This is a genomic window from Staphylococcus sp. NAM3COL9 (genome assembly GCF_001431205.1).
GTDB lineage: Bacteria > Bacillota > Bacilli > Staphylococcales > Staphylococcaceae > Staphylococcus.
Genome location: NZ_LGPC01000016.1, coordinates 315,120 through 337,599, shown reverse-complemented (window position 1 = coordinate 337,599; position 22,480 = coordinate 315,120). Strand labels below are relative to the sequence as shown.

At 31.1% G+C, this 22,480-nt stretch carries 18 protein-coding genes; 13 read left to right on the top strand and 5 right to left on the bottom strand.

Going from position 1 to position 22,480, the window contains the following annotated elements:
- Positions 1-2 precede the first annotated feature (2 nt).
- The 5 genes from ACA31_RS11260 to ACA31_RS11240 all read left to right on the top strand — a co-directional run bounded on the left by ACA31_RS11260 (position 3) and on the right by ACA31_RS11240 (position 7,481).
- Entirely contained in the window at positions 3-1,652 is a 1,650-nt protein-coding gene (locus ACA31_RS11260) for a gamma-glutamyltransferase (RefSeq protein ID WP_057513410.1), read from the top strand.
- Positions 1,653-2,045: 393 nt separating this feature from the next.
- Complete coding sequence (locus tag ACA31_RS11255) at positions 2,046-2,762, top strand: D-ribitol-5-phosphate cytidylyltransferase (RefSeq protein ID WP_057513409.1); 717 nt, start codon at positions 2,046-2,048, stop codon at positions 2,760-2,762.
- Complete coding sequence (locus ACA31_RS11250; RefSeq protein WP_057513408.1) at positions 2,755-3,783, top strand: alcohol dehydrogenase catalytic domain-containing protein; 1,029 nt, start codon at positions 2,755-2,757, stop codon at positions 3,781-3,783. Before ACA31_RS11255 ends, ACA31_RS11250 begins: the two co-directional genes overlap by 8 nt.
- Before the next feature lie 135 nt (positions 3,784-3,918).
- Positions 3,919-5,607 (top strand): teichoic acid ribitol-phosphate polymerase TarL, encoded by a 1,689-nt coding sequence (gene tarL, locus ACA31_RS11245; protein WP_057513407.1) that lies wholly within the window; start codon positions 3,919-3,921, stop codon positions 5,605-5,607.
- Positions 5,608-5,756: 149 nt separating this feature from the next.
- Positions 5,757-7,481, top strand: coding sequence for a glycosyltransferase family 2 protein (locus tag ACA31_RS11240; RefSeq protein WP_057513406.1), 1,725 nt, complete (start codon positions 5,757-5,759; stop codon positions 7,479-7,481).
- A gap of 109 nt (positions 7,482-7,590) precedes the next feature.
- Here ACA31_RS11240 and ACA31_RS11235 read toward each other — a convergent pair whose 3' ends face one another.
- A complete protein-coding gene (locus ACA31_RS11235; RefSeq protein WP_253721394.1) occupies positions 7,591-9,561 on the bottom strand; it encodes a helix-turn-helix domain-containing protein in 1,971 nt (656 codons plus the stop codon).
- 1,441 nt (positions 9,562-11,002) lie between these two features.
- Between ACA31_RS11235 and ACA31_RS11230 the strand changes: the two genes are divergently transcribed.
- Entirely contained in the window at positions 11,003-11,677 is a 675-nt protein-coding gene (locus ACA31_RS11230; RefSeq protein ID WP_057513404.1) for a haloacid dehalogenase type II, read from the top strand.
- Between the two features lie 306 nt (positions 11,678-11,983).
- Here the strand turns inward: ACA31_RS11230 and ACA31_RS11225 are convergent, their stop codons facing one another.
- Complete coding sequence (locus ACA31_RS11225) at positions 11,984-12,487, bottom strand: GNAT family N-acetyltransferase (RefSeq protein ID WP_057513403.1); 504 nt, start codon at positions 12,485-12,487, stop codon at positions 11,984-11,986.
- A gap of 263 nt (positions 12,488-12,750) precedes the next feature.
- Between ACA31_RS11225 and ACA31_RS11220 the strand changes: the two genes are divergently transcribed.
- Positions 12,751-13,299 carry a sortase gene (locus tag ACA31_RS11220; RefSeq protein ID WP_301335885.1) on the top strand — a complete coding sequence of 183 codons (549 nt, stop codon included), beginning with the start codon at positions 12,751-12,753 and terminating at the stop codon, positions 13,297-13,299.
- Between the two features lie 124 nt (positions 13,300-13,423).
- Here ACA31_RS11220 and ACA31_RS11215 read toward each other — a convergent pair whose 3' ends face one another.
- Positions 13,424-14,092 carry an N-acetylmannosamine-6-phosphate 2-epimerase gene (locus ACA31_RS11215; RefSeq protein WP_057513401.1) on the bottom strand — a complete coding sequence of 223 codons (669 nt, stop codon included), beginning with the start codon at positions 14,090-14,092 and terminating at the stop codon, positions 13,424-13,426.
- A 165-nt stretch (positions 14,093-14,257) separates the two neighbouring features.
- On the opposite strand from ACA31_RS11215, the gene ACA31_RS11210 reads away from it, so the two are divergent.
- On the top strand, positions 14,258-15,055 hold the full coding sequence (locus ACA31_RS11210) for a MurR/RpiR family transcriptional regulator (RefSeq protein ID WP_057513400.1): 798 nt from the start codon (positions 14,258-14,260) through the stop codon (positions 15,053-15,055).
- A 99-nt stretch (positions 15,056-15,154) separates the two neighbouring features.
- Here the strand turns inward: ACA31_RS11210 and ACA31_RS11205 are convergent, their stop codons facing one another.
- Positions 15,155-16,027: an ROK family protein gene (locus ACA31_RS11205; protein WP_057513399.1), complete on the bottom strand. Its 873-nt coding sequence runs from the start codon at positions 16,025-16,027 to the stop codon at positions 15,155-15,157.
- A 264-nt stretch (positions 16,028-16,291) separates the two neighbouring features.
- On the opposite strand from ACA31_RS11205, the gene ACA31_RS11200 reads away from it, so the two are divergent.
- The 4 genes from ACA31_RS11200 (at position 16,292) to ACA31_RS11185 (ending at position 20,633) form a co-directional block, all read left to right on the top strand.
- Positions 16,292-17,173: an N-acetylneuraminate lyase gene (locus tag ACA31_RS11200; RefSeq protein ID WP_057513398.1), complete on the top strand. Its 882-nt coding sequence runs from the start codon at positions 16,292-16,294 to the stop codon at positions 17,171-17,173.
- 25 nt (positions 17,174-17,198) lie between these two features.
- On the top strand, positions 17,199-18,737 hold the full coding sequence (locus ACA31_RS11195) for a sodium:solute symporter (RefSeq protein ID WP_057513397.1): 1,539 nt from the start codon (positions 17,199-17,201) through the stop codon (positions 18,735-18,737).
- 323 nt (positions 18,738-19,060) lie between these two features.
- On the top strand, positions 19,061-19,867 hold the full coding sequence (locus tag ACA31_RS11190) for a Cof-type HAD-IIB family hydrolase (RefSeq protein ID WP_057513396.1): 807 nt from the start codon (positions 19,061-19,063) through the stop codon (positions 19,865-19,867).
- 109 nt (positions 19,868-19,976) lie between these two features.
- Positions 19,977-20,633: an NAD(P)H-dependent oxidoreductase gene (locus ACA31_RS11185; RefSeq protein WP_057513395.1), complete on the top strand. Its 657-nt coding sequence runs from the start codon at positions 19,977-19,979 to the stop codon at positions 20,631-20,633.
- Positions 20,634-20,920: 287 nt separating this feature from the next.
- Here the strand turns inward: ACA31_RS11185 and ACA31_RS11180 are convergent, their stop codons facing one another.
- Complete coding sequence (locus tag ACA31_RS11180; RefSeq protein WP_057513394.1) at positions 20,921-21,733, bottom strand: VOC family protein; 813 nt, start codon at positions 21,731-21,733, stop codon at positions 20,921-20,923.
- A 244-nt stretch (positions 21,734-21,977) separates the two neighbouring features.
- On the opposite strand from ACA31_RS11180, the gene ACA31_RS11175 reads away from it, so the two are divergent.
- Positions 21,978-22,466 carry a hypothetical protein gene (locus ACA31_RS11175; protein ID WP_367576198.1) on the top strand — a complete coding sequence of 163 codons (489 nt, stop codon included), beginning with the start codon at positions 21,978-21,980 and terminating at the stop codon, positions 22,464-22,466.
- The last annotated feature ends 14 nt before the right edge of the window (positions 22,467-22,480 follow it).

Here is a 22,480-nt window from a genome sequence, read left to right as displayed (position 1 = left end):
GTATGAGTATTTATAATAAAAAAACACTCATCGTAATCTTACTCCTTACTATAATCATTTCTTTTATCTTTTTTATCGCAACCAGAGAAGATAATTATAATAAAGATGAATTATATGAAAATAAGATTGCTGATCATGATCAAAACCCATCAGATAAAAATTACGGTGTTGCTTCTAATAACCCAATAGCAACCCGTGTTGGGGAGAAAATTATTAAAGATGGAGGAAATGCTGTAGATGCTTCCATGGGTGTTTCATATGCACTAGCAATAACCGAGCCCCACTCCTCTGGTTTAGGAGGCGGAGGCGCGATGTTAACCTATGATGGAAAGCCAAATGTGGCGCCAAAGCAATGGCAATATAAAGATATTTCATCATTTAAATATGATGAGAAAGACAAAATAGGTACACCAGGTTTTGTACGAGGGATACATGATGCACATAAAGAAGCGGGAAAAATGGATGAAAAGAAAATTTTAAACTATGTGATTCCTTTAGCAGAAGATGGTTTTGAAGTAGATTCGGAATTAGAACGCAGTTTAAAATTATATGGTTCTGGTATTGATAGAGACTCACCGTTCTTTGAAGATGATAAAACAAAAAGAGAAGGCGAAGTAGTTAAACAGCCAGAATTAGCTAAAACAATTAAAGGAATTAGAAATCATGGGCCAGACTATTTCTATGATAAAGTGGGCGATAGTGTCTCTAAACAGGTAGATGAAGAAATAACAGAAAAAGATTTTAATAGTTATAAAACCACGAAAAAAGAACCGGTAAGCACAGATTATTTAAATACTAAAGTATATTCTGCATCTAATCCATTGGGTGGCACACTGATGCTTCAAGGTTTAGAAATAGATGAAGCAACAAACAATCAAGTTCCACAAAATAGTCAGTCTGCTCCAGCAAATGAGCAAATAGATCCAAATAATCAAACTACACCTAATAACCGTTTAGATTATATTACTGGCATTTTAAAATCAAGAGCACTTATGTATCGAAATAGAGATATAGTTAATGGTCAAGATGAAGATTATGATGAATACTTATCTCAAGATTATTTACTAGGCAAACTAAACGAAGTGAACTTTGGGAGTAATTTCAATACAAATAATGTAGATAATACAAGTACGACACACTTTGTTGTAGTTGATAAAAAGGGCAAAGTAACAAGTACTACCAATACATTATCAAGTTTCTTTGGATCAGGTAAATTTATGAAGGAAGGATTCTATATGAATAACTCTTTATCAAACTTTTCTGCTGATCCTCTAAGCCCTAACCATGGAGCTAAACATAAATCACCTAGATCCTATACAGCTCCAAGTATAGTCGTAGGTCCTGATTATTATATGGGAGTTGGGACGCCGGGAGGTAATAAAATTCCGACCACAACCAATGAAGTGCTGATAGATTACTTAAAAGGTGATGGTACGCTTCAAGAATCCATAGATAAGCCACGCTTTTACAATGATGGTGGAAAAGTATTTTATGAAAACGCTATGAGTAAGGCAGACGTCGCTATTTTCAAAAGTTTAGGTTTTGAGGTAGAAGAAAAACGAAATGATCCGAACTTTGGTAGTGTTCAAGCAGCACTTTACAATAAAAATGATAAGACTGTAGAAATAGGACATGATGTTGGTAATAGATAATATAGTCGTAAGCTAAATTGATTAGTTTAGCAGAAAAGACAGGTTTTATAACAAAAAGTGAAAAAGGTAGATTTCCAATTTGAGGAAATCTGCTTTTTTGTCATACCTATTCAAATAATTTTATTAGGATGGTCCAAAATATATTTTATAAAGTTCTGTAATATTTATTATAAAACTAAAGATGTGGTTTGAAATTAGAAAAAAACTGTATTAACTTGTACAGGGATGGATATAAGTAGAAAAAGACTATAATAGTTGGTAATATAATGCTTATACAATATATTTTATGAGTGCAATATAAAAATGAACTTATAAAATCGATTTATATAGCAAGCTATTTAATAATGGTTTTTTAAAAAATGAAAAATCAACAACTATATAGGAGGGGAATATATGATATATGCTGGTATTTTGGCTGGAGGTATTGGATCAAGAATGGGAAATGTTCCGTTACCAAAACAATTTTTAGATTTAGATGGGAAACCTATCCTTATTCATACAGTAGAGAAATTCTTATTAACAAGTGAATTCGATAAAATATTTATTGCTACACCTCAAAAATGGATTTCTCATACGAAAGACACTTTACGTAAACATAATATTAATGATGACAGAATTAAAGTTGTACAGGGTGGTGAGGACCGTAATGAAACCATTATGAGTATTATAGAGTCAGCAGAATCAGAAAACGTTATTACTGATGAAGATGTTATCGTCACCCATGATGCAGTTAGACCATTTTTAACACATCGTATTATTAAAGAAAACATAGAAAGCGTTTTGAAATATGGTGCTGTAGACACTGTAATAACTGCGACTGACACAATCATCACATCAGAAGATGGTGAGTCCATAAAGTCTATACCAGTTAGAAGTGAAATGTATCAAGGGCAAACGCCTCAATCATTTAATATTAATTTGTTAAGAAATAGTTATAATGAGCTCTCAAACGGTGATAAGAAAATTATGACAGATGCCTGTAAGATACTAGTTGTAGCAAACAAATCTGTAAGACTAGTTATGGGAGAATTATACAATATAAAAATAACGACACCTTATGATCTTAAAGTTGCTAACTCAATCATAAAAGGTGGGATGTCGAGTGATTAATCAAGTATATCAACTCGTTGCTCCGAGACAATTTGAAGTAACATATAATAATGAAGACATTAAAAGCGATAAAGTTATTATAAGACCATTGTATTTGTCAATTTGCGCAGCAGATCAAAGATATTACACAGGTAGTAGAAATGAAAAAGTGCTGAAAAATAAGTTGCCAATGTCATTGATTCATGAAGGCGTTGGTGAAGTTGTTTATGACAATAAAGGTGTGTTTGAGATTGGTACGAGAGTCATCATGGTACCTAACACACCTGTAGAAAAAGATGACGTCATAGCTGAAAATTATTTGCCAAGCAGTAAATTTAGATCTAGTGGTTTTGATGGGTTTATGCAGGATTATGTATTTATGGATCACGATAGAGTCGTTGAAATAGATGACAGTATCGAAGATTTAAGTACAATTGCTTATTCTGAATTAGTCAGCGTAGCTTGGCATGCAATTCAACGTTTTGAACGTAAATCAATTTCATATAAAAATAGTTTTGGCGTATGGGGAGATGGAAATTTAGGTTATATAACAGCTATTTTGCTCCATAAACTATATCCAAACGCTAAAATTTATGTTTTTGGTAAAACAGATTACAAATTAAGTCATTTTTCATTTGTAGAACATATATATCATATTCATGAAGTTCCAGAAGATGTCTCATTTGACCATGGTTTCGAATGTGTAGGTGGTAAAGGAAGCCAGTCAGCGGTGAATCAGATTATTGATTTGATTTCTCCAGAAGGTACAATTAGCTTGTTAGGCGTAAGTGAATATCCAATAGAAGTAAATACACGTCTTGTACTAGAAAAAGGAATAACGATGTTTGGTAGTAGTAGAAGTGGTGCGCAAGATTTCAGAGACGTTGCTCAATTTTATAAAGACAACCCTGATGTCATTGAAAAATTAGCACTTCTAAAAGGTAATGAATTTGATATTAAAACAATTAATGATGCTGTAAAAGCATTTGAAACAGATTTATCAACGTCATGGGGCAAGACTGTTCTTAAATGGACAATGTAAAGAACGTGAATATATAAATACAAGAAAGATAACTGAAAATTCAATTTATATCTATTTTCAACTATTCTAAATTAGTTATTATATAGGTCCTACGGTTTTATAACTAATTAATTGAACAAGAGAGGGTTTTTAAAATTGAGCAAATCTAAAATAATAATTGATGACATCTATTGGGAGCGAATTCAATTATTTATTGAAGGTCGCGTTAATGATATTGAGCTTAACAAGAAAAATTTTGTTTTACGAAATTTGACTGAAACTAAAGAATTAGCAGCAAATGATGTAAAAATTGAAGGGAATAAATTTAAAGCACGTTTTAATGTGGCAATTTTAGATAATGGAAATTATCTTCCATCTGATGAATATCTCATTGTCTACAAGGATGATTTTGATTATATTGCACATATCAATGAAGCATTGCTGAATCCTAATAAGTATGAATTAGATGATATCCAACTAGAAGAATATGAAGCAGAAGAAACACAAAATGGAAAAAATAATTATCTTTTGACGCATTATGCGTTGGTATTTAAAAAAGGTGGCAATTCTAAGAAAACAGAATATGCTGTTCAGCCTATGATTTCGAGCGAAGTAAATGAATTTGTGTTAAATGTTAATTTTAAAGCACCGGAAGCGAAAGTGAATTCAGTTAAGAAAAAAATAATGGACTTGCAGTTAAAATACAATAGATACTCTTTTAATGTGCGTAATTTTTTATTTCAATCTATATTTAAAGTCACTAAATTTTTCCATTTGAAAAAAGGGAATACAGTATTATTCACTTCTGATTCAAGAGAATATATGTCAGGTAACTTTGAGTATGTATATAACGAAATGCTACGTCAAAATTTAGATAAAAAGTATAAAATCCATGCTTTGTTTAAATCCAATATTTCTGTGAGAAGAAATTTCATTGATAAATTTAAGTTTCCTTTTTTATTAGGTAAAGCAGATTATATTTTCGTGGATGATTTTCATCCCCTGCTCTATACAGTGAAGTTTAGAAAAAGCCAAGAAATTATCCAGGTTTGGCATGCAGTAGGTGCATTTAAAACAGTTGGATATAGTCGTACTGGTAAAAAAGGCGGGCCGTTCTTTAATTCTGTCAATCACAGAAATTATACAAAAGCCTTTGTATCTTCTGAAACAGATATTCCTTTTTATGGGGAAGCATTTGGCATTAAAGAACAAAATATTATACCAACAGGAGTGCCTAGAACAGACATTCTTTTCGATGAAAATTATGAAAGAGAAATTGTAGCTGAAATGGAACAAGATTTACCTATCATTAAGGGGAAAAAAGTTATTCTATTTGCACCAACATTTAGAGGCAATGGACACCACACAGCACATTATCCATTCTTTAAAATAGACTTTGCAAGATTTGCTCGTTATTGTCGTGAAAATAATGCAGTTGTACTGTTCAAAATGCATCCATTTGTGAGAAATAAACTGAATATACCTAGAGAATATGACCAATGTTTTGTAGATGTATCAGATTTTAGAGAAGTGAATGACATTTTATTTGTTACAGATATATTGATTAGTGATTATTCCTCTCTAGTATATGAATTCGCAGTATTTAAACGTCCAATGCTTTTTTATGCATTTGACCTTGAAGACTACATTACTTCACGTGATTTTTATGAACCATATGAAAGTTTTGTTCCAGGTAAAATTGTCGAATCATTTGAAGATTTAATTACAGCATTAGATGATAGTGATTACGAAGTAGAAAAAGTATCACCTTTCTTAGATAAACATTTTAAATATCAAGATGGGCGATCAAGTGAACGTTTAGTAAGAAATGTATTTGGAAGTTAACTTATAGAACAACTAAAATAATAAGATAAATATAATGAGTTAAGTACAATGATAAATAGACTGATGGAAGATATAGCGTATATTTTATTTGCTATTAAACTAAGTATATTGCATTGTATCTTAGCTCACTTTTTATGAGGTGAAGTAAAGTGAAATTTTCAATTATAGTACCAAGCTATAACTCAGAAAAATATATTGAAACGTTATTAAACAGTTTAAAGAATCAAAAGTATGATAAAAAGGATTTTGAAGTGATACTTGTTGATGATTGTTCAACAGATGACACTCTAAAAATTGTAGAACCATATAAAGATAAAATGAATTTAATTGTGAAAAAACTTGATGCAAATTCAGGTGGTCCAGGTAAACCAAGAAATACAGCACTACAAATTGCTCGAGGAGAATATGTATTTTTTGTAGACTCTGATGATTATATTAATAACGATACGTTAAATGATGTGTCTCAATTTGTAGATAATAATAATGCAGATGTGGTATTAGTAAGAATGGAAGGCGTAAACGGCCGTGGGGTTCCAAAGTCTATGTTTAAAGAAACGAGCGACTCTGTGACACTGGAAAATTCAAGAATTATATATACACTAGGTCCTACTAAGTTTTATAGAAAATCATTATTATGCAATAATAATATTGATTTTCCAGAAGATTTGCGTAGTGCCGAAGATCAACTATTTACAATGAAAGCTTATCTCAATGCAGATAAAATAGCTGTATTAGCTGATAAACCTTATTATTATGCTACAAAACGTGAAGGAGAACATATGAGTTCAGCCTATGTTTCACCAGAAGATTTTTATAAGGTCATGTCATTGATAACAGAAGCAATATTAGACAGTCCTTTAGATAATAAACATAAGGTGCTAGGTTATTTTATAAATCGTCATTTCTCCTTCTCAAGAACTAATAATTTTTCTCTGAAAATAGCTGATGATAAAAAAGAAGTATGGATGAATGCATTAGGTGACTTTATTCAAAAAGTGCCTTTAGAAGTAGATGAATTAGTAAACGATGCTTTGAAACCATTGTTGTATTACGCACGCATAAAAGATATGAAGCATTATCAAACAGTTGAAGAAAGTTATAAAAATGGTCGATTTTATAACTATAACGCACACCAAGGAGAGCTAGAAATACAATTTGGTGAAAATGAACCATTTTTCAAATTCAAACAATTGATTAAACCCGATTTAAAAATGTCACATTTTGAATTTAATGATAAAGGGTTGGAAATAGAACTAGAATTCTTAAAATCAATCATTAATCCTAATCATGTTGCGACAATGATTCAATTAAAACTTGTATCTCGAAATAAAAAAGAGTTGATTTATGTGCCATTAGCAATTAATGGTCAATCTCACTTTAAATTTAGTGCATCGATGAATGATATAATCCCGTACTTGGTAAAAGAAAAAGTTTGGGATGCTTTTTTAGAGATGAGAGTAGATAATATGATTGTTGAAAAACGTATTGGTAGTAAACGTGCAAAATATCCTTATGAAGTAGAGACAAGTACAATTGTAGAAAATAATAATAAATATTATCGCTTTACGCCATACTTTACAAAAGATTTTGATAACCTGTCATTCTATGTAACTAACAATAAACTTTATGACATGTTAGAGGTTACTTCTAAAGATAGTAAAACAATACAGCTACGTAGTTTAAAATTCAATTACCTATTATCGGAAGGTATGACAGCACTTATGTTGTCTAAACGCTTCACATATGGTTATTTAAACAGTTTAATAACAAATGATAAGATGACGTATCATTTAACTGTTCAAGAGAAAGTGAAAGCAAACGAGCTTAAAAAGAACTTTAGAATTGAAACGCCACACTTAATTTTAAAATATTAATTATATATTAGTATATCTTTAAAGACATTTAACCAAAAATTCAATATTAAATAGATGACTGTTAGAATTCTAAGGAAATCTAACAGTCATTTTTTATTTAGCAATATAATTATTTTATGGGCATCATGAAATATAAAATTGAAGAATTAGAAACTGTTAATACTATAGGTTCTTTATGAGAATGTATATTTAATTTTGCTAATGGATAGTTGGTATTATTTATTTGTTTCAATATTGCAGGATTAATATATTTTTCGTTGAGCTTGTGAGGTACCAATTGTGAAACCATACCATGATCACGGTTGAGTAAACGTGTAAATACAGGGAAATCATTGGAAAAGTTATGGCTAATATTGACGGCTACGGATTTGTGGGTCTTATTACTTTGATTATTAAACAGTAAAAAATGATAATGTTTTGTTGTTTTAGCTATGATTCCATAAGAAAGCAATGCAACTTGATTGTTTAGAAAAGGTTTCAATAAACTATAAACATGAACGATAGGCATTGCGCTTTGGTGGTGATTGATAAGCATAAAGTGCTCTTTGTCATCTGTATAATATGCATAGCCAACGCCACCGATGTGTTGATTAAGTTCAATCAATAGTTCAGTCAATAATATATGTGTAGCATCAGTCTCATTATTGAAGTAAACTTTCAATGCGTTATGCGTTATTTTACTGAAAATTAATTTTTTTGAATGTTTTATCCCCATTTGATGAAGAAATAACGCTATATTTTGTTTTAAAGTATTTTCTGATTTAGAATAAATGAATTTTTTTGAAATTAAGTTTCCAAATGTAATCAAGTCAGAATTAACGTAAAAATAATCTACGTGTAATGCATTAATTTTCTTAATAATATGAGTTAGGTCATGACCATATTCAATAAAAGGGTCTATAACAATTCCTGTTTTTAACAAAGGAAACTGATGATTTAATCTTTTGATGAGGAATGGCATATCTTTAATAGAACTGGTTTCAAGTTCAAACAATAGCGTTATTTGTTCTAAGCAATTTTTAGTATTAAGGGTTTCTTTCAATACTTTAAGCATATGATAATCAAATGTTTGTACTAAATTTAAAGTAGTAATTTGAAATGTTAAATCATACCCTTGAGTAACTAAATATTTAATTGTATCGAATAACTGTTGATTATCTAAATCACTTAAGTACACAAAGTCTGTATTTTTAATTAAAAAATTCACTTTAGAGAAATTGGAATACATATTATTTTGTATAGCATTGTGATTAAATTTTAGTAAATCTTGTAAATTATCTAACCGAATAACCATAAAGGTATCTTCGAAGTGTTGGTTAAAAGTTAGATCAGATAGATTTAAAGTATATGGGACATCTGTTTGATTGCGAGAATAGTTATAAATATCTGAAAAATATTTGGATAAATTAGACTCATTGATGGCTATTTGGTAAGGGTTGTTAAAATCACCTTTTCTAAATTGATAAATATACCTTTTAGGAGGTACACCAATATAATGTTTGAAATGTTTTGAATAAGTACTCACATTCATGAACTTATATTTTGTTGCTACATCTTGAATCACTTTATTATCCTGTATTAAATCGAATAGGGATAAAGCAATTTTCAATGAACTTATATATTGCTTGAAATTCATAGTTAATATTTTTGAAAATAGAATAGATATATAGGATTGTGAAATAAAAAATGTATTGGATACTTGCTTAATAGTTAAAGTGTCATAGATATTTTTATGGATATATTGGGTTAGGCGATAAACCAGTGGATGCTTTGTGTATAGGGGTGGTAAATAATTATATTGTAATGTCACTTTTGCTTCTTTTAGTAAAAACTCAATTATATTAGAAATATAGTAGTTCATTACATTTCTGTCTTGAAAGTTATTTTGGAGCTTTTGTAAAATTAAGTTTTTGAATTGCTCTACATAACGTATTTGATTAAAGTCAAAAAATGAATGGGATAAACAAGCATCCTTTTCAATAAATAGAGGTAATGGGATATTTAGTTCAAGAAGATCTTGAACATCAATCATTTGATATAAATCAGCATTGTTAATTATTACGCCATTTTCTATCGTCATGATTGATCCATTTAATTTAATTTTACATGGCTTTCCTAACGGAAGAAGTATAATAACTTTATTTATACAGCGTGTTAATTCAGTTGTGTAATGACTTCTAATAGATAAAGAACTTATCACAAATATCACCTTTGCCTAAATATAAACCGATTGCTTTATCGTAATAACGCTATTGTACAACTGTGACATGAAAAAATGTGCGAATATCAAACAAGATTAATAAAAGAATGTCTTAAAGTAATAATCAGTCGTTTAGATAAATGATTTCTTAAAGAAGAATGGGGATTCATTAAATTTATTGATCTCTAAATTAATAAATAAGATACTTCATTTAGAGAGAAAAATCTGAGATGAGTTGAAAATAATTGGTTTGTATATAAATTTTAAACATAAGATAAATATATGCAATAAACATAAAAATGATAATATAAGTGCGCCTGTTTTAAATTAAAGTGAGAAAAAGTATTAAATAATGAAAAGTAATGAGCTTGTTGTAATTAGAAATAAATATGAAGTACTAGCTTTATGATTTATTTAGAAGGATAATAAGGGGGAAGCGTGAACAATACAAGAAGATCTAAAACCACAGCCTGAAAGTGATTTTAGATCTCTTATCAAATGAGCATATTATTTCAATATGTTCATTTGCTGAGAATCATGTTTATACGCTTTATTAAAATGGGTGCATAAAGTTTAATTCTGGGAATGGAATATAACTATGATGATAAACGGCACGATTAAGCGCCTTTAAATAAACGTAAACACATTCTCTATGAGTATTATATAACTAACAATGTAGTCTTACAATATAAAATGCACAAATAATAAAAAGTGACACAATTCAAATTAGGTTAATTAAAATGGTTTGGATTTTGTGGAATTAAAATAAATTAACACTAAATAAAGAGAGAAAAATAAATTTTTAGTAGAATCATTTTTGCTTAGCATATAAGTCTATAGATTTAAAAAGTGGAATTGAACAGGTAATCAATAAAAATAAAGTGAATAAGCCATTAAATAAAGTGTTTTTGAAAATTTGAAAGATAGTTATAGAGCTAAGTTTTTCTAAAAATATGGAGCCACTTGTCTTGATTTCAAACAGATCAAGGGAGAACAGTATTAACGTGATAAAGACCATGTATATTAAGGCCATGACAAAAAGGTTTAATATATCAAACAAAAATATTTTTTTCATAGTCACCAAGCTCATCTCTTATTTCTCTATAGCCGATTAAACAATAAATAATAATAACATGTATGAATTTACGAAAACTTTATAAAAGGGATAATCATTCGAGTTATAGCGAACAACATAAATGTTGCATAAGAAAAAGTGAGAATTTAATAAATTAAGTTTGAATTTTAGGTCAAAACTGTTTAACATGCCAATATTGTGCTAAAGAGTAAGTAGTTTAATTTTATCAAGAAGGGGAGGTTCAATATGTATAAAGCTATTATCTTTGATGTGTATGGAACAATCTTTGATATGTCATCTTTAAAGAATGATATGACTCAATTTGATGATGAATTAGCAACATCAATTTCAAAACTATGGCGAAAGACACAATTAAACCATATGTTTTTAAGACAAATTATGCAGCGCTATATTCCATTTGATGATTTAACTAAAGATGCTTTACGATATGTACTGGATGAACATAAAATTCAGTATAATAGAGACGACGTGAATCAATTATTTGATGCCTTTTTAGATTTAAATTATTTTAATGAAATGCCACGTGTACTTTCTAGTTTGAATGGCAAAGGTTTTGATATAGGCATACTATCCAATGGTAATGATAGTATGTTAATGCCATTAGTCGACAATTCAAAAATTAGTGACTATATAAACACAGTAATTAGTGTAGATGAGATTAAACAATATAAGCCAAGCCCTGCAAGCTATGCGCTAATATTAGAATATTATAAAATGGCTAGAGAAGATATTTTGTTTGTGTCTTCAAATTCTTGGGATGTAACGGGAGCAGCTAATTTTGGTTTTGATACCGTATGGGTAAACCGTAAAGGTGAACAATATGATGATAACGGACAGTCGCCAACTATTACAGTGAATAATTTAAATGAAATGGCAAAATGGTTAGAAATGAACAAATAAATTTAATAATAAAACAGCCCTAAATTTTAGGGCTGTTCAGAGTGTCGACAAAGTTTACGACTTTGTTGGCATTTTTTGTGCGCGCTTTCCGCGGGCAAAGCCTCAACCCGTAGTCTTCGGCTCATACTTTATTAACTAGTCAGGAGGCAGCCCAAATCACTGCGACTTTTCAAATGAAAGTAATATATAAATTAAACAGTGATGGTGTTTATAATGTTAAATAAATCAATTGATAAAAAAGATAACATATTAGATTTAATTTTTGTTTATGAAGTTGACGAAGCCAAATATTTGAAATATATAGTATTATTTCAAGGGAATGGCACTTAAATCTAATTGGTAAAAGGCTAAATCAAGCCACTTATCAAATTTATAACCTACATTATGTATGGTGCCTGAATGCGTAAAGTTAAATTTCTTATGTAGATAAATACTATAATCATTTGTAGCATCAATACCAGCGACTAATGTTTTATAGCCATTGTTGTGTGCTTGTTGAATGACTCCTGATAATAATTGAGAAGCAATTCCTTTACCTCTATGGTGTTTATTAACGTAAATAGAATGTTCAATTGAGTATTGATAGGCGGGCCAATCTCGAAATGAACCATAAGTAGCAAAGCCAATCGCTTCCCCTTGTTCTTCATATACGATTACAGGTTCATGATTGTCGTTTTTTTTTTCGAACCAAGCCTCTCGTGATTCTAGAGTTTGGGGATTATATGTATAAACCGCTGTAGTATTGAGTATTGCGTCATTATAGATGTCTAATATATTAGGTAAGTCAGATTGAACTGCTTGGCGTATCATAAAATATCATCCTTTCAATGAGGTTTTGTAAAAATCATTCATTTATATTTAACACCTAATATGATGATTACGCAATTTATTGTTAGGAAAGTTAACGTCTTGGCTCATATAATAGATATTATCTTAGGAACTGAATATATAGCTGATTATGCATGTGCTATACTTATGTAGAATTTTATAATAATTAAAGCTAATAAAGGAGTTATAAAGCATGAAAAAAATGGGGGGGCCGACTCATTTCACTTGTTGGAGTATTGCTTATATTGGCAGCTATTTATATCTTTGCCAAGCCACATCTTGATAATTATTTTACTGAAAAAGAGAATAATGAAAAGGTTGAAACTTTCGATAAACAACACAATAAGAACCAACGAAAGAATATTGAAATACCAATGGATAAATCAAAAATGGCAGGCTATATATCTGTACCAGATGCAGATATAAAAACACCCGTTTATCCTGGACCAGCGACACCAACACAACTTGAAAGAGGTGTGAGTTTTGCTGAAGCAGATGAATCATTAGAAGATCAAAACATTGCAATTGCTGGACATACGTTCACAGGTTCATCGACCTATCAATTTTCCAACTTGCCAAAAGCAAAAAAAGGAAGTAGTGTCTATTTTAAAACTCGTAATGAGGAAAAGACATATAAAATTACTAAAATATTTGATGTGAAGCCTAAAGATGTTGAAGTTCTAGAAGAACAACAATCAGATAAACAGCAATTAACTTTAATTACTTGTGATAACTTTAATGAACAAACAAGTGAGTGGGAAGACCGTAAAATATTTGTTGCTGAAGCAACTTAAATGATATTAGAATTTGAAAAAAGACCGTATCGAGACGATTGTATTAAACTACTGTGATTTAATAGCCGTGTAGTTTAACGGCAAGCATGAGCTTGCAATAATCGCTTGATAGCGGTCTTTTGTATTATTTATCGATAACGTCTATAAAACGTTTTGTTATTTCTTTTGGACGTGTAATTGCTCCGCCAACGACAGTGCAATGCACACCAATGTCAGTAACTGCTTTGAACATTTCAGGGGTAATGACATTACCTTCAGCAATGACTTTAGCATTAATATTTTCTAAAACATCTTTAAGAAATTGGAAATTATTTTCATATAAAATATGTCCTTTAGTATAAGATGTATAGCCACGTAAAGTAGTGCCCACATAATCGAAACCTAATTCATTTGCATATTGTGCTTCTTCAAGCGTTGAAATATCAGCCATGATTTCTACATTTGGTGCTGCTTGGCGTATATATGAAACAAGTTCTTGTAGTGATTCTTTAGGACGTTTTTGTTTTGTAGCATCTAAGGCGATGACTTCACATTTGCTTTCAATTAATTCGTCAATTTCTTGACTTGTTGCGGTAATAAAAACGTCTGAATTCTCGTAATCACGTTTGACGATACCAATGATTGGTAGGTTTACTTCTTTTTTTATAGCAATGATGTCTTCTTTAGAATTTGCTCTAATGCCAACTGCGCCACCTTCATATGCAGCTAGAGCCATTTTTGACATGATAAATGATGAGTGTAAAGGCTCATCAGGTAAAGCTTGGCATGAAACAATTAATCCTTGTGGTAACATAATTTTACACTCCGTAACTTTAGTAGATTTATTATAAAAATTAATTTGAATCGACTTAGTAAGTTCAATATAACATCAAGAAAATATTAATCAATAGTTTTCGTTGTTATGAAAAATATTTTCATATATACTTTAATTATTATTTGTTTTGAAAGGATGAATTTTATGAAATTTGAAAATCGTGTTCAACGTTATCACCATTTATTTACAAAAACTGATAAACAAATTGTAGATTACATTCAGAATAATGATTTTGATGATACATTTTCCACAATTAATTCGCTAGCCTATGCGATTAAAACATCGCCAGCGACTATCACACGTTTTAGTAATAAATTGAATTATGACAACTTTCAAGATTTAAAATTTAATTTACAACAGGAAATGACAGATGGGGTTATTGAGAATAGCCCCCTTATTCAACGTATTCATAAGTATCATCAAGATATTATTCAACAGACTGGAGAGTTTATTTCTGATGAGAAAATTCAACGTTTTGTAAATCAAATTAATCGCAGTCGTCAGATTATTTATGCCGGTCTCGGTAGTTCAGGCTTATCTGCAACAGAATTTTATTATCGTATGATGCGAATGGGATTGAAAGGGAGTGTCTCCACAGATGCGCATCAAATGAAAATTTTCGCGTCATTATTAACAGCTTCGGATACTTTTGTAGCTATTTCAAATAGTGGTGAGACTACAGAGTTAATTGCTGCGGCAGAAATAGCTCATGAACGAGGTGCTTATGTGGTAGTCATTACCAATTATGAAGGCAGCATTTTAACGCAATGCGCTGATTTAGTATTAATCACAACGGATCAATCTAGAATTAATGACACACAATTTATTAATACACAAATTGCGACACTTTTTTTAATAGATATCGTCAGTTATTTATTATTGGATGACGGATATATGAATAATGTCTATCAACAAACCAAAAAAGTAATTTTAAATGAATGAGAATAAAAAAACCTGCGAAATTGAGTGCGCGACATTTCTCTCACTTGAACAACATGTAGTCGTTTAAGTGAGAGAAAAACGCACGATTTCACAGGTTTTTTAAAATTTAGAAATTGCACCAAATAATGAAGCGTGATTTTGTGTACGTGTAGTTTGTATAGCTGCGTGACCATATTGTGGGGGTAAAAAACTTTCTATTTTTGGAGTGATATATTTTAATAATTGTTGACCTTGAGAGGATATACCACCACCGATAAGAATTAAACCAGGATCATAAATGATTTGGATTTGTGCAATCCCTTCAGCAACAGCTTGGCTCCACTGGTTAAGAATAGATAGTGCAAGCGTCTCTTCTTGTTCAGCTAATTCAAATAGTTTAGGTACATTATCTTCATAGGGAAACGCACGAGATAGCATTAAAGCTTTAAGTGCTGAAGTTGATGCACGTTGCTCGAATGTCTTATTGTCTTCTGCATTATATAATAAATAACCAATTTCATTCGCTCTGTTACGTTCCCCATTGTATAACTGTAGCGCATCGTTATAAAAAGCACCGCCGATGCCAGTACCTAGTGTAAGACAGAATATATTATCTACTTCATATTGATGAAGGCAAAGTTCACCGAGTAAGGCGGCATTCACGTCATTAAAGACTTGTACTTGTGCATTCAGTGGTGCAAGTAAAGTGTGGAAATTTGTTCCATTATAATTAGGTATCGTTGGCCCAGTGTAGACAACGATGCCTTTTTCTTCATCAATGACACCAGCGCTAGATATACCTACCTGTAAGGGATTGAGATTGTGTGCTTTTTGAAAGCGTTCTACTAATTCATATACAGTGTCAACAATAAGATAATTAATATTGTCTGGTGTAGAAACTTTGTAATAATCTATAAAATTTAAATCTTCGTCTAAAATAGCAGCTTTAATTGCTGTTCCTCCGATATCAATTGCGACTCTATAATTTTCCATATGCCCATGCCTCCTGTAACGTCTTCTTACTATATGTATCATCTTTGTATTTAAATGTGTAGTTATAATCGCATTTGAAAATTATTTTCAATGATTATCATAACAAATGATGTAATTTTTCAAAAAGCTATTGCCACTATTTATGGTAGCGTTTACAATTTGAAGTGTAAATAGAAATCTATGGAAGATGATATATAAAATATTTAGGTGTTATATACATTTTTTATAATAATAACTTAAGAAAAATAGATGGAGGGTTATCACATGGAAGAGAATTTAAAAGGATTATATGCAGCATTGTTAGTACCATTTGATGAACAAGGTCAAGTGAAAGAACAAGGATTACAGCAGATTGTTAAAAATGCAATTGAAACAGAAGGTTTAGATGGTTTATATGTTAATGGTAGTTCAGGTGAAAACTTTTTAATAAATAAAGAACAGAAAAAACAAATATTTAAACTTGCTAAAGAAGCAGTGAACGATGACGTTAAGATGATTGCACAAGTTGGTTCTTTAGATTTAAATGAAGCGATTGAATTGGGAAAATATGCTACAGAATTGGGTTATGATGCTATTTCGGCAGTTACTCCATTTTACTATCCTTTCTCATTCGAAGAAATTAAAGATTATTATTTTGAATTAATTGAAGCAACTCAAAACAATCTCATTATATATGCTATTCCTGATTTAACAGGGGTGAATATATCAATTGAGCAATTTGGAGAACTCTTCGATCACGAAAAAGTCATCGGTGTGAAATACACTGCACCAAACTTCTTTCTGCTTGAGCGTATACGTAAAGCATATCCAAACAAATTAATACTTTCTGGCTTTGATGAAATGTTAGTCCAAGCTGCAATATCTGGGGTAGATGGTGCAATTGGCTCAACTTATAATGTGAACGGTAAACGCGCAAGACAAATATTTGAAAAAGCGCAAAATGGTGAAATTGAGGAAGCTTATCAAATTCAACATGATACAAATGACATTATTGAAAATATATTATCGATGGGTATTTATTCGACATTAAAAGAAATTTTAGCAGCACGTGGTATTGATGGTGGTCAACCTAAGCGTCCATTCAAACCATTTGATGAAAGTAATAGAAGTAAATTGGAAACACTAATCAAAAACTATAATTTATAAAACATCACGTAAGGGGATGAAGTAAATGCAGCAGGTAGGTTTTGGTGCATGGAACTGGGTAGCAGTTATCGCTTACTTATTGATTATGTTATTAATTGGGGCTTATTTTACCAGACGAGCGAGTCAAAATACAGATAGCTTCTTCACGGCAAGCGGACGTTTGCCATCTTGGGCAGTAGGTTTTTCTATTTATGCGACCACTTTAAGTGCAATCACATTTATGTCTACGCCAGAAAAAGCATTTCTAACTGACTGGTCTTATATTGCTGGTAATATTGCAATTGTAGCTATTATTCCACTGTTAATTTATTTTTATGTACCGTTTTTCAAAAAGTTAAATGTTACTTCAGCATATGAGTATTTAGAAGCACGATTTGGTCCGAGTGTCCGAGTCATAGGTTCATTACTGTTTGTGTTATTTCATATAGGTAGAGTTGCGATTGTAATTTATCTACCTACATTGGCAATCACATCAGTATCTGATATGAATCCTTTCGTAGTGGCAAGTCTCGTCGGAGTACTTTGTATCTTATATACCTTCTTAGGGGGCTTTGAAGGTGTAGTATGGAGTGACTTTATTCAAGGGGTTATCTTATTAGGCGGTGCCGCAGCAATTATCATCCTAGGTGTATCACATTTACAAGATGGTATGGGTACACTAGTATCGGATGCAATGGAAAACAAGAAGATTATTAGTGCAGATAACTGGAAATTAAATTCAGCAGCTGCAGCAATTCCTATTATTTTCTTAGGTAATATATTTAATAATCTACATCAATACACTGCGAGTCAAGATGTAGTACAACGTTACCAAGCGTCAGATTCAATGAAAGAAACTAAAAAAGCGTTGTGGATGAATGGCGCTTTAGCATTAATTTCTGCACCATTATTCTACGGTATGGGTACAATGCTTTATTCATTCTATAGCCATGAAAGTGCTTTACCAGAAGGCTTTAATACATCATCAATCGTACCGTATTTTATACTTACTGAAATGCCACCATTTATTGCCGGACTGTTAATTGCTGCTATTTTTGCAGCAGCACAGTCAACGATTTCATCAAGTTTAAATTCAATTTCTGCTTGTTTATCTATTGACATTAAACATAGATTTTTTGGCAAAGGTGAAGAAAAAAGCGAAGTTGCTTTTGCAAGATGGATGATTATTTTAGCTGGCTTATTGGGTTTTGGAATGTCGCTTTATCTTATTGCAGCAGATTCCAATGACTTATGGGATTTATTCCTATTAGTTACGGGTCTTGTAGGTGTACCATTAGCAGGTGTATTTGCGGTTGGTATCTTTACAAAACGTACGAATACATTTGGCGTAATTGTTGGACTTATTTTGGGAATTATTATTGCTTATATCTTTAATGGTATAGGTGGAGGAAATTCACCATTCTTTGTTTCAATAATTTCATTTGTTGTTGCGTTTATCTTCTCTTACATCGTGAGTATGATTGTTCCTGATAAGAAGAAAGATATTAAAGGTTTAACAATTTATGATATTAAAGAAAAATCTAATTATGTATCTAAAGTACATGTTAAAAAGTCTAAAAGTTAAGAAGGTTTATACATCTGCTTAGTTTAATTAAACTAAGCACTTCCAATATAAAAATTTAAAATAAAAACAACGATTATAATGTTGGAAGTGCAAAAACGGTCGGAAAAGACTCGAACTTTTCCAACCGTTTTTGTATTTGTTTTCCATTATTTAAGCTATGCAAAAATTTAAAATTGAATTACTTAAAATCTATTTTGTAATAAGACGGTGATAGTTAAGTATTAATAATTAAATTAAGAAATATGATGAATTTACTTTGAATCAAACTGCATAGTCTATATAATATAAAGATATACATAAATAGGAAGATTTGAGGGGACGTTATGATAAAAGCAATTGCAGTTGATATGGATGGAACATTTTTAGATTCTAAAAAAGGTTATGATGAAAAAAGATTTGAACAAATTTTTCAACAGCTCAAAGCACATGACATTAAGTTTATTGCAGCAAGTGGTAACCAATATGCTAAATTGAAATCTATTTTCGGGCAACGTGATATGTTGTTTGTAGCTGAAAACGGTGCCGTTATATACGAAGGGGACACTTTATATGACTATGAAGCATTTGATAGAAGCCTTTATCAAAAAGTAATTGACTATTTAAATATTGAGCGTGGCATTGATAACCTGATTGTTTGTGGGTTACGCAGTGCATATATACTAAAAGAGAATACAGAAGCATTTAAAAAAACTGCGCATTTTTATTATCGTCAATTGGAAGAAATTGAGTCATTTCAAGATTTGCCAGATGATGAATATGTGAAAATAGCATTGAATATTAATAGAAACTCACACCCGACACTGGATGATGATTTAACTAAAAAATTTACGGAAGATTTAAAACTTGTATCGAGTGGTAGAGACAGTATAGATCTTATTATACCTGGGATGACTAAAGGACAGGCATTGCATCGTTTACTTGAAAAATGGGAATTTAGTCCCGATAACCTCATGGCATTTGGTGATGCCAATAATGATTTAGATATGTTGGAACTTGCAAAACATAGTTATGTTATGAAAAACAGTGAAGATGAATCATTATTTGAAGTAGCAAATCACATTGCACCTACGAATGATGAGCAAGGCGTGTTAACTGTGATTGAGGAAAAAGTGTTAAAATTACTAAATTAAATATATCTTTTTAAATCAAGAATATAGCTATAAACATATTATTTCAATAAATATTAAAAAGTGGCTATACTGATATTTATAATTGATTTGAAAGGTAGGCCACTCAGGTATGACACAAATGCAACAAACGATATTAGATGCGTTTAATTTTAGACATGCAACAAAACGTTTTGAAGCAAGTAAAGAAATAGAAGATAGTGATTTTAATACTATTTTAGAAGCGGGCAGACTTTCACCAAGCTCGCTTGGATTAGAGCCATGGAAGTTTATTGTGATTCAAAATAGTGAGATTAGAAACAAATTGAAAGAAATTAGTTGGGGTGCACAAGCCCAACTAGATACAGCGAGTCATTTTGTATTAATCTTAGCACGCAAAAATGTAACAGCAAAATCACCATTTGTTCAACATATGATACGTGATATTAAAAAATATAGTGAAGAAAGTATTCCGGCAACAGAAGAAAAATTCGAAAGTTTCCAAACGGGTTTCCATATTAATGATACTGAACAAACATTGTTAGAATGGGCTAAAAAACAAACATATATTGCACTGGGTAATATGATGACGAGTGCGGCATTGTTGAACATTGATTCTTGTCCTATCGAAGGTTTTGATTTGGATGCGGTCACTCAATTCTTAGATGAAGAAGGTATTGCAGATACAGAACTCTTTGCACCTTCTGTAATGGTTGCTTTTGGTTACAGAGAAACAGAATCGAAAGACAAAGTACGTCAGCCACAATCAGATGTTGTAGAATGGTTATAATAAAAGATTTAGTATTTTAACTAAGTTTAATAATGAAGGGAGCATATCTAAGATATGCTCCTTTTTGTCTGTCCAATTTATCAGGAACATATTGGAGTGATATGTGCATGCTTACCGTGACTGCAGCTTTAGTTTATGGTCTTCAGATAGTGTTTTTACCGCACGAGTCAGCACAAATTACTACTGGTATTTAAAGATATGGCGTTGTAATTAGCGCAAATAGTTATAGTGTTAAAATTAATAATTAAAAACGGACTTGAATTCAATTCAAGTCCGAAAATCACTGACTATTCATTTTTATCTGCTACAAGTGAAGTATCACTGTGTATTGCAATTTCAAAACCTTCTGGTCCAATAAATTGTTCGGAAGTTGCATTTGGTTTGTAAATATCTACATGTGATAAACCGTAACTTGTGTCATTATCTTGACGTATTGTGTTAGATTGCCATACGTTTGCTGCAATATGGTGATGATAGTGATTTGTAGACATGAATAACGCTTGTGGGAAATCAGAAATATGTGTTAATCCTAATTGGTCAATATAATAATGATACGCTTGTTTTATATCTGCTGTTTTTAAATGTAAATGGCCTATTTTGGCATCGCTAGGCATACCTTGCCACCCTGTTTCAGTACGTTGTGCAATAAGGCCATTAACGTCGACTTGCAGCGTATCCATTTTTACTTTATTGCCATCCCATGACCATTCATCTTTTGAGCGATCATCGTAGATTTCAATCCCGTTGCTTTCAGGATCTGAGAGGTATAATGCTTCGCTTACAAGGTGATCACCTCCACCAATTTGTATGCCTAAACTTGATGCGTGATATAAGAAATTAGCTAAATCTATTCTAGATGGCAATAATAAGGCGATATGGAATAGTCCTGCTTCCTTCATAGAAGGGCGACGTCCATCATTGATTTCGTTCAAAGTTAAAGTGTGACCATGGTCGCCTATATTAAATATAATGTTATTTTGTGTTTCAGTATTGACAGTTAATCCTAAAATTTGTTTATAGAATTTAATCATTGTCGATAGATTTTCAACATTTAAAGTGATATTCGTTACTTGGATTGATGTATTATCGTGAAAAGTCATAAGAGCGCTCCTTATTATTGCTTGTATTTATTATTGTTACAAGTTTGACTTTAGAGTATCTTCCTTTATAAGTCAACACAATTTGCTTGGATGTACAAATAGAATTTCCAAGTGATTTATTGTTTGAATTTCAGCGTTCGGGTATATTAGGATTAATTGAAAAAAGTTAACAGATAGAAGTTTTGAAAATGGCACATTATTATTTTAAAGAAAATTTTTCAGTTCTTCCAAATCAGAAATTGATGTGTTTAATGATAAGGATGAAGCAGTATTTGAATTACAGTTATTTTATACTTCTTCAACCCAAGAAGCTTTTGCAATGTTTGGCAATAGCAAACAAAATTTTGAAATTACAGATGGCAAAGCTACGTATCGTATTCTTCAAGAAAAAACCATAAGTGGGGCGTTTAAAACGCCCTTTAAAACGGTATGGCAAGTAGAGAAAAACGACAATCCAATAGGTGTGTTTCGTTCTAAAATAGGTTTTAAACCCACATTGCTTTTTGAAAGTAGTAAAGGTGATACATTAAAATTTCAATCGAGACTTTTTTCTAGAAGCGTAAAAGTGACAGATGGACATGATGAATTAATGCAAACAAAGTCTGTACACTTTAAATTAGCATCACGACACGACATATATATTGAAGGTGAAACGTATCATCCGGCAATGTTAATTATGTTGTTTCAAGTATTTTACGAATTTCAAGAACAACAACGAAAAAACTCAAACTAGAACTTATTATATTT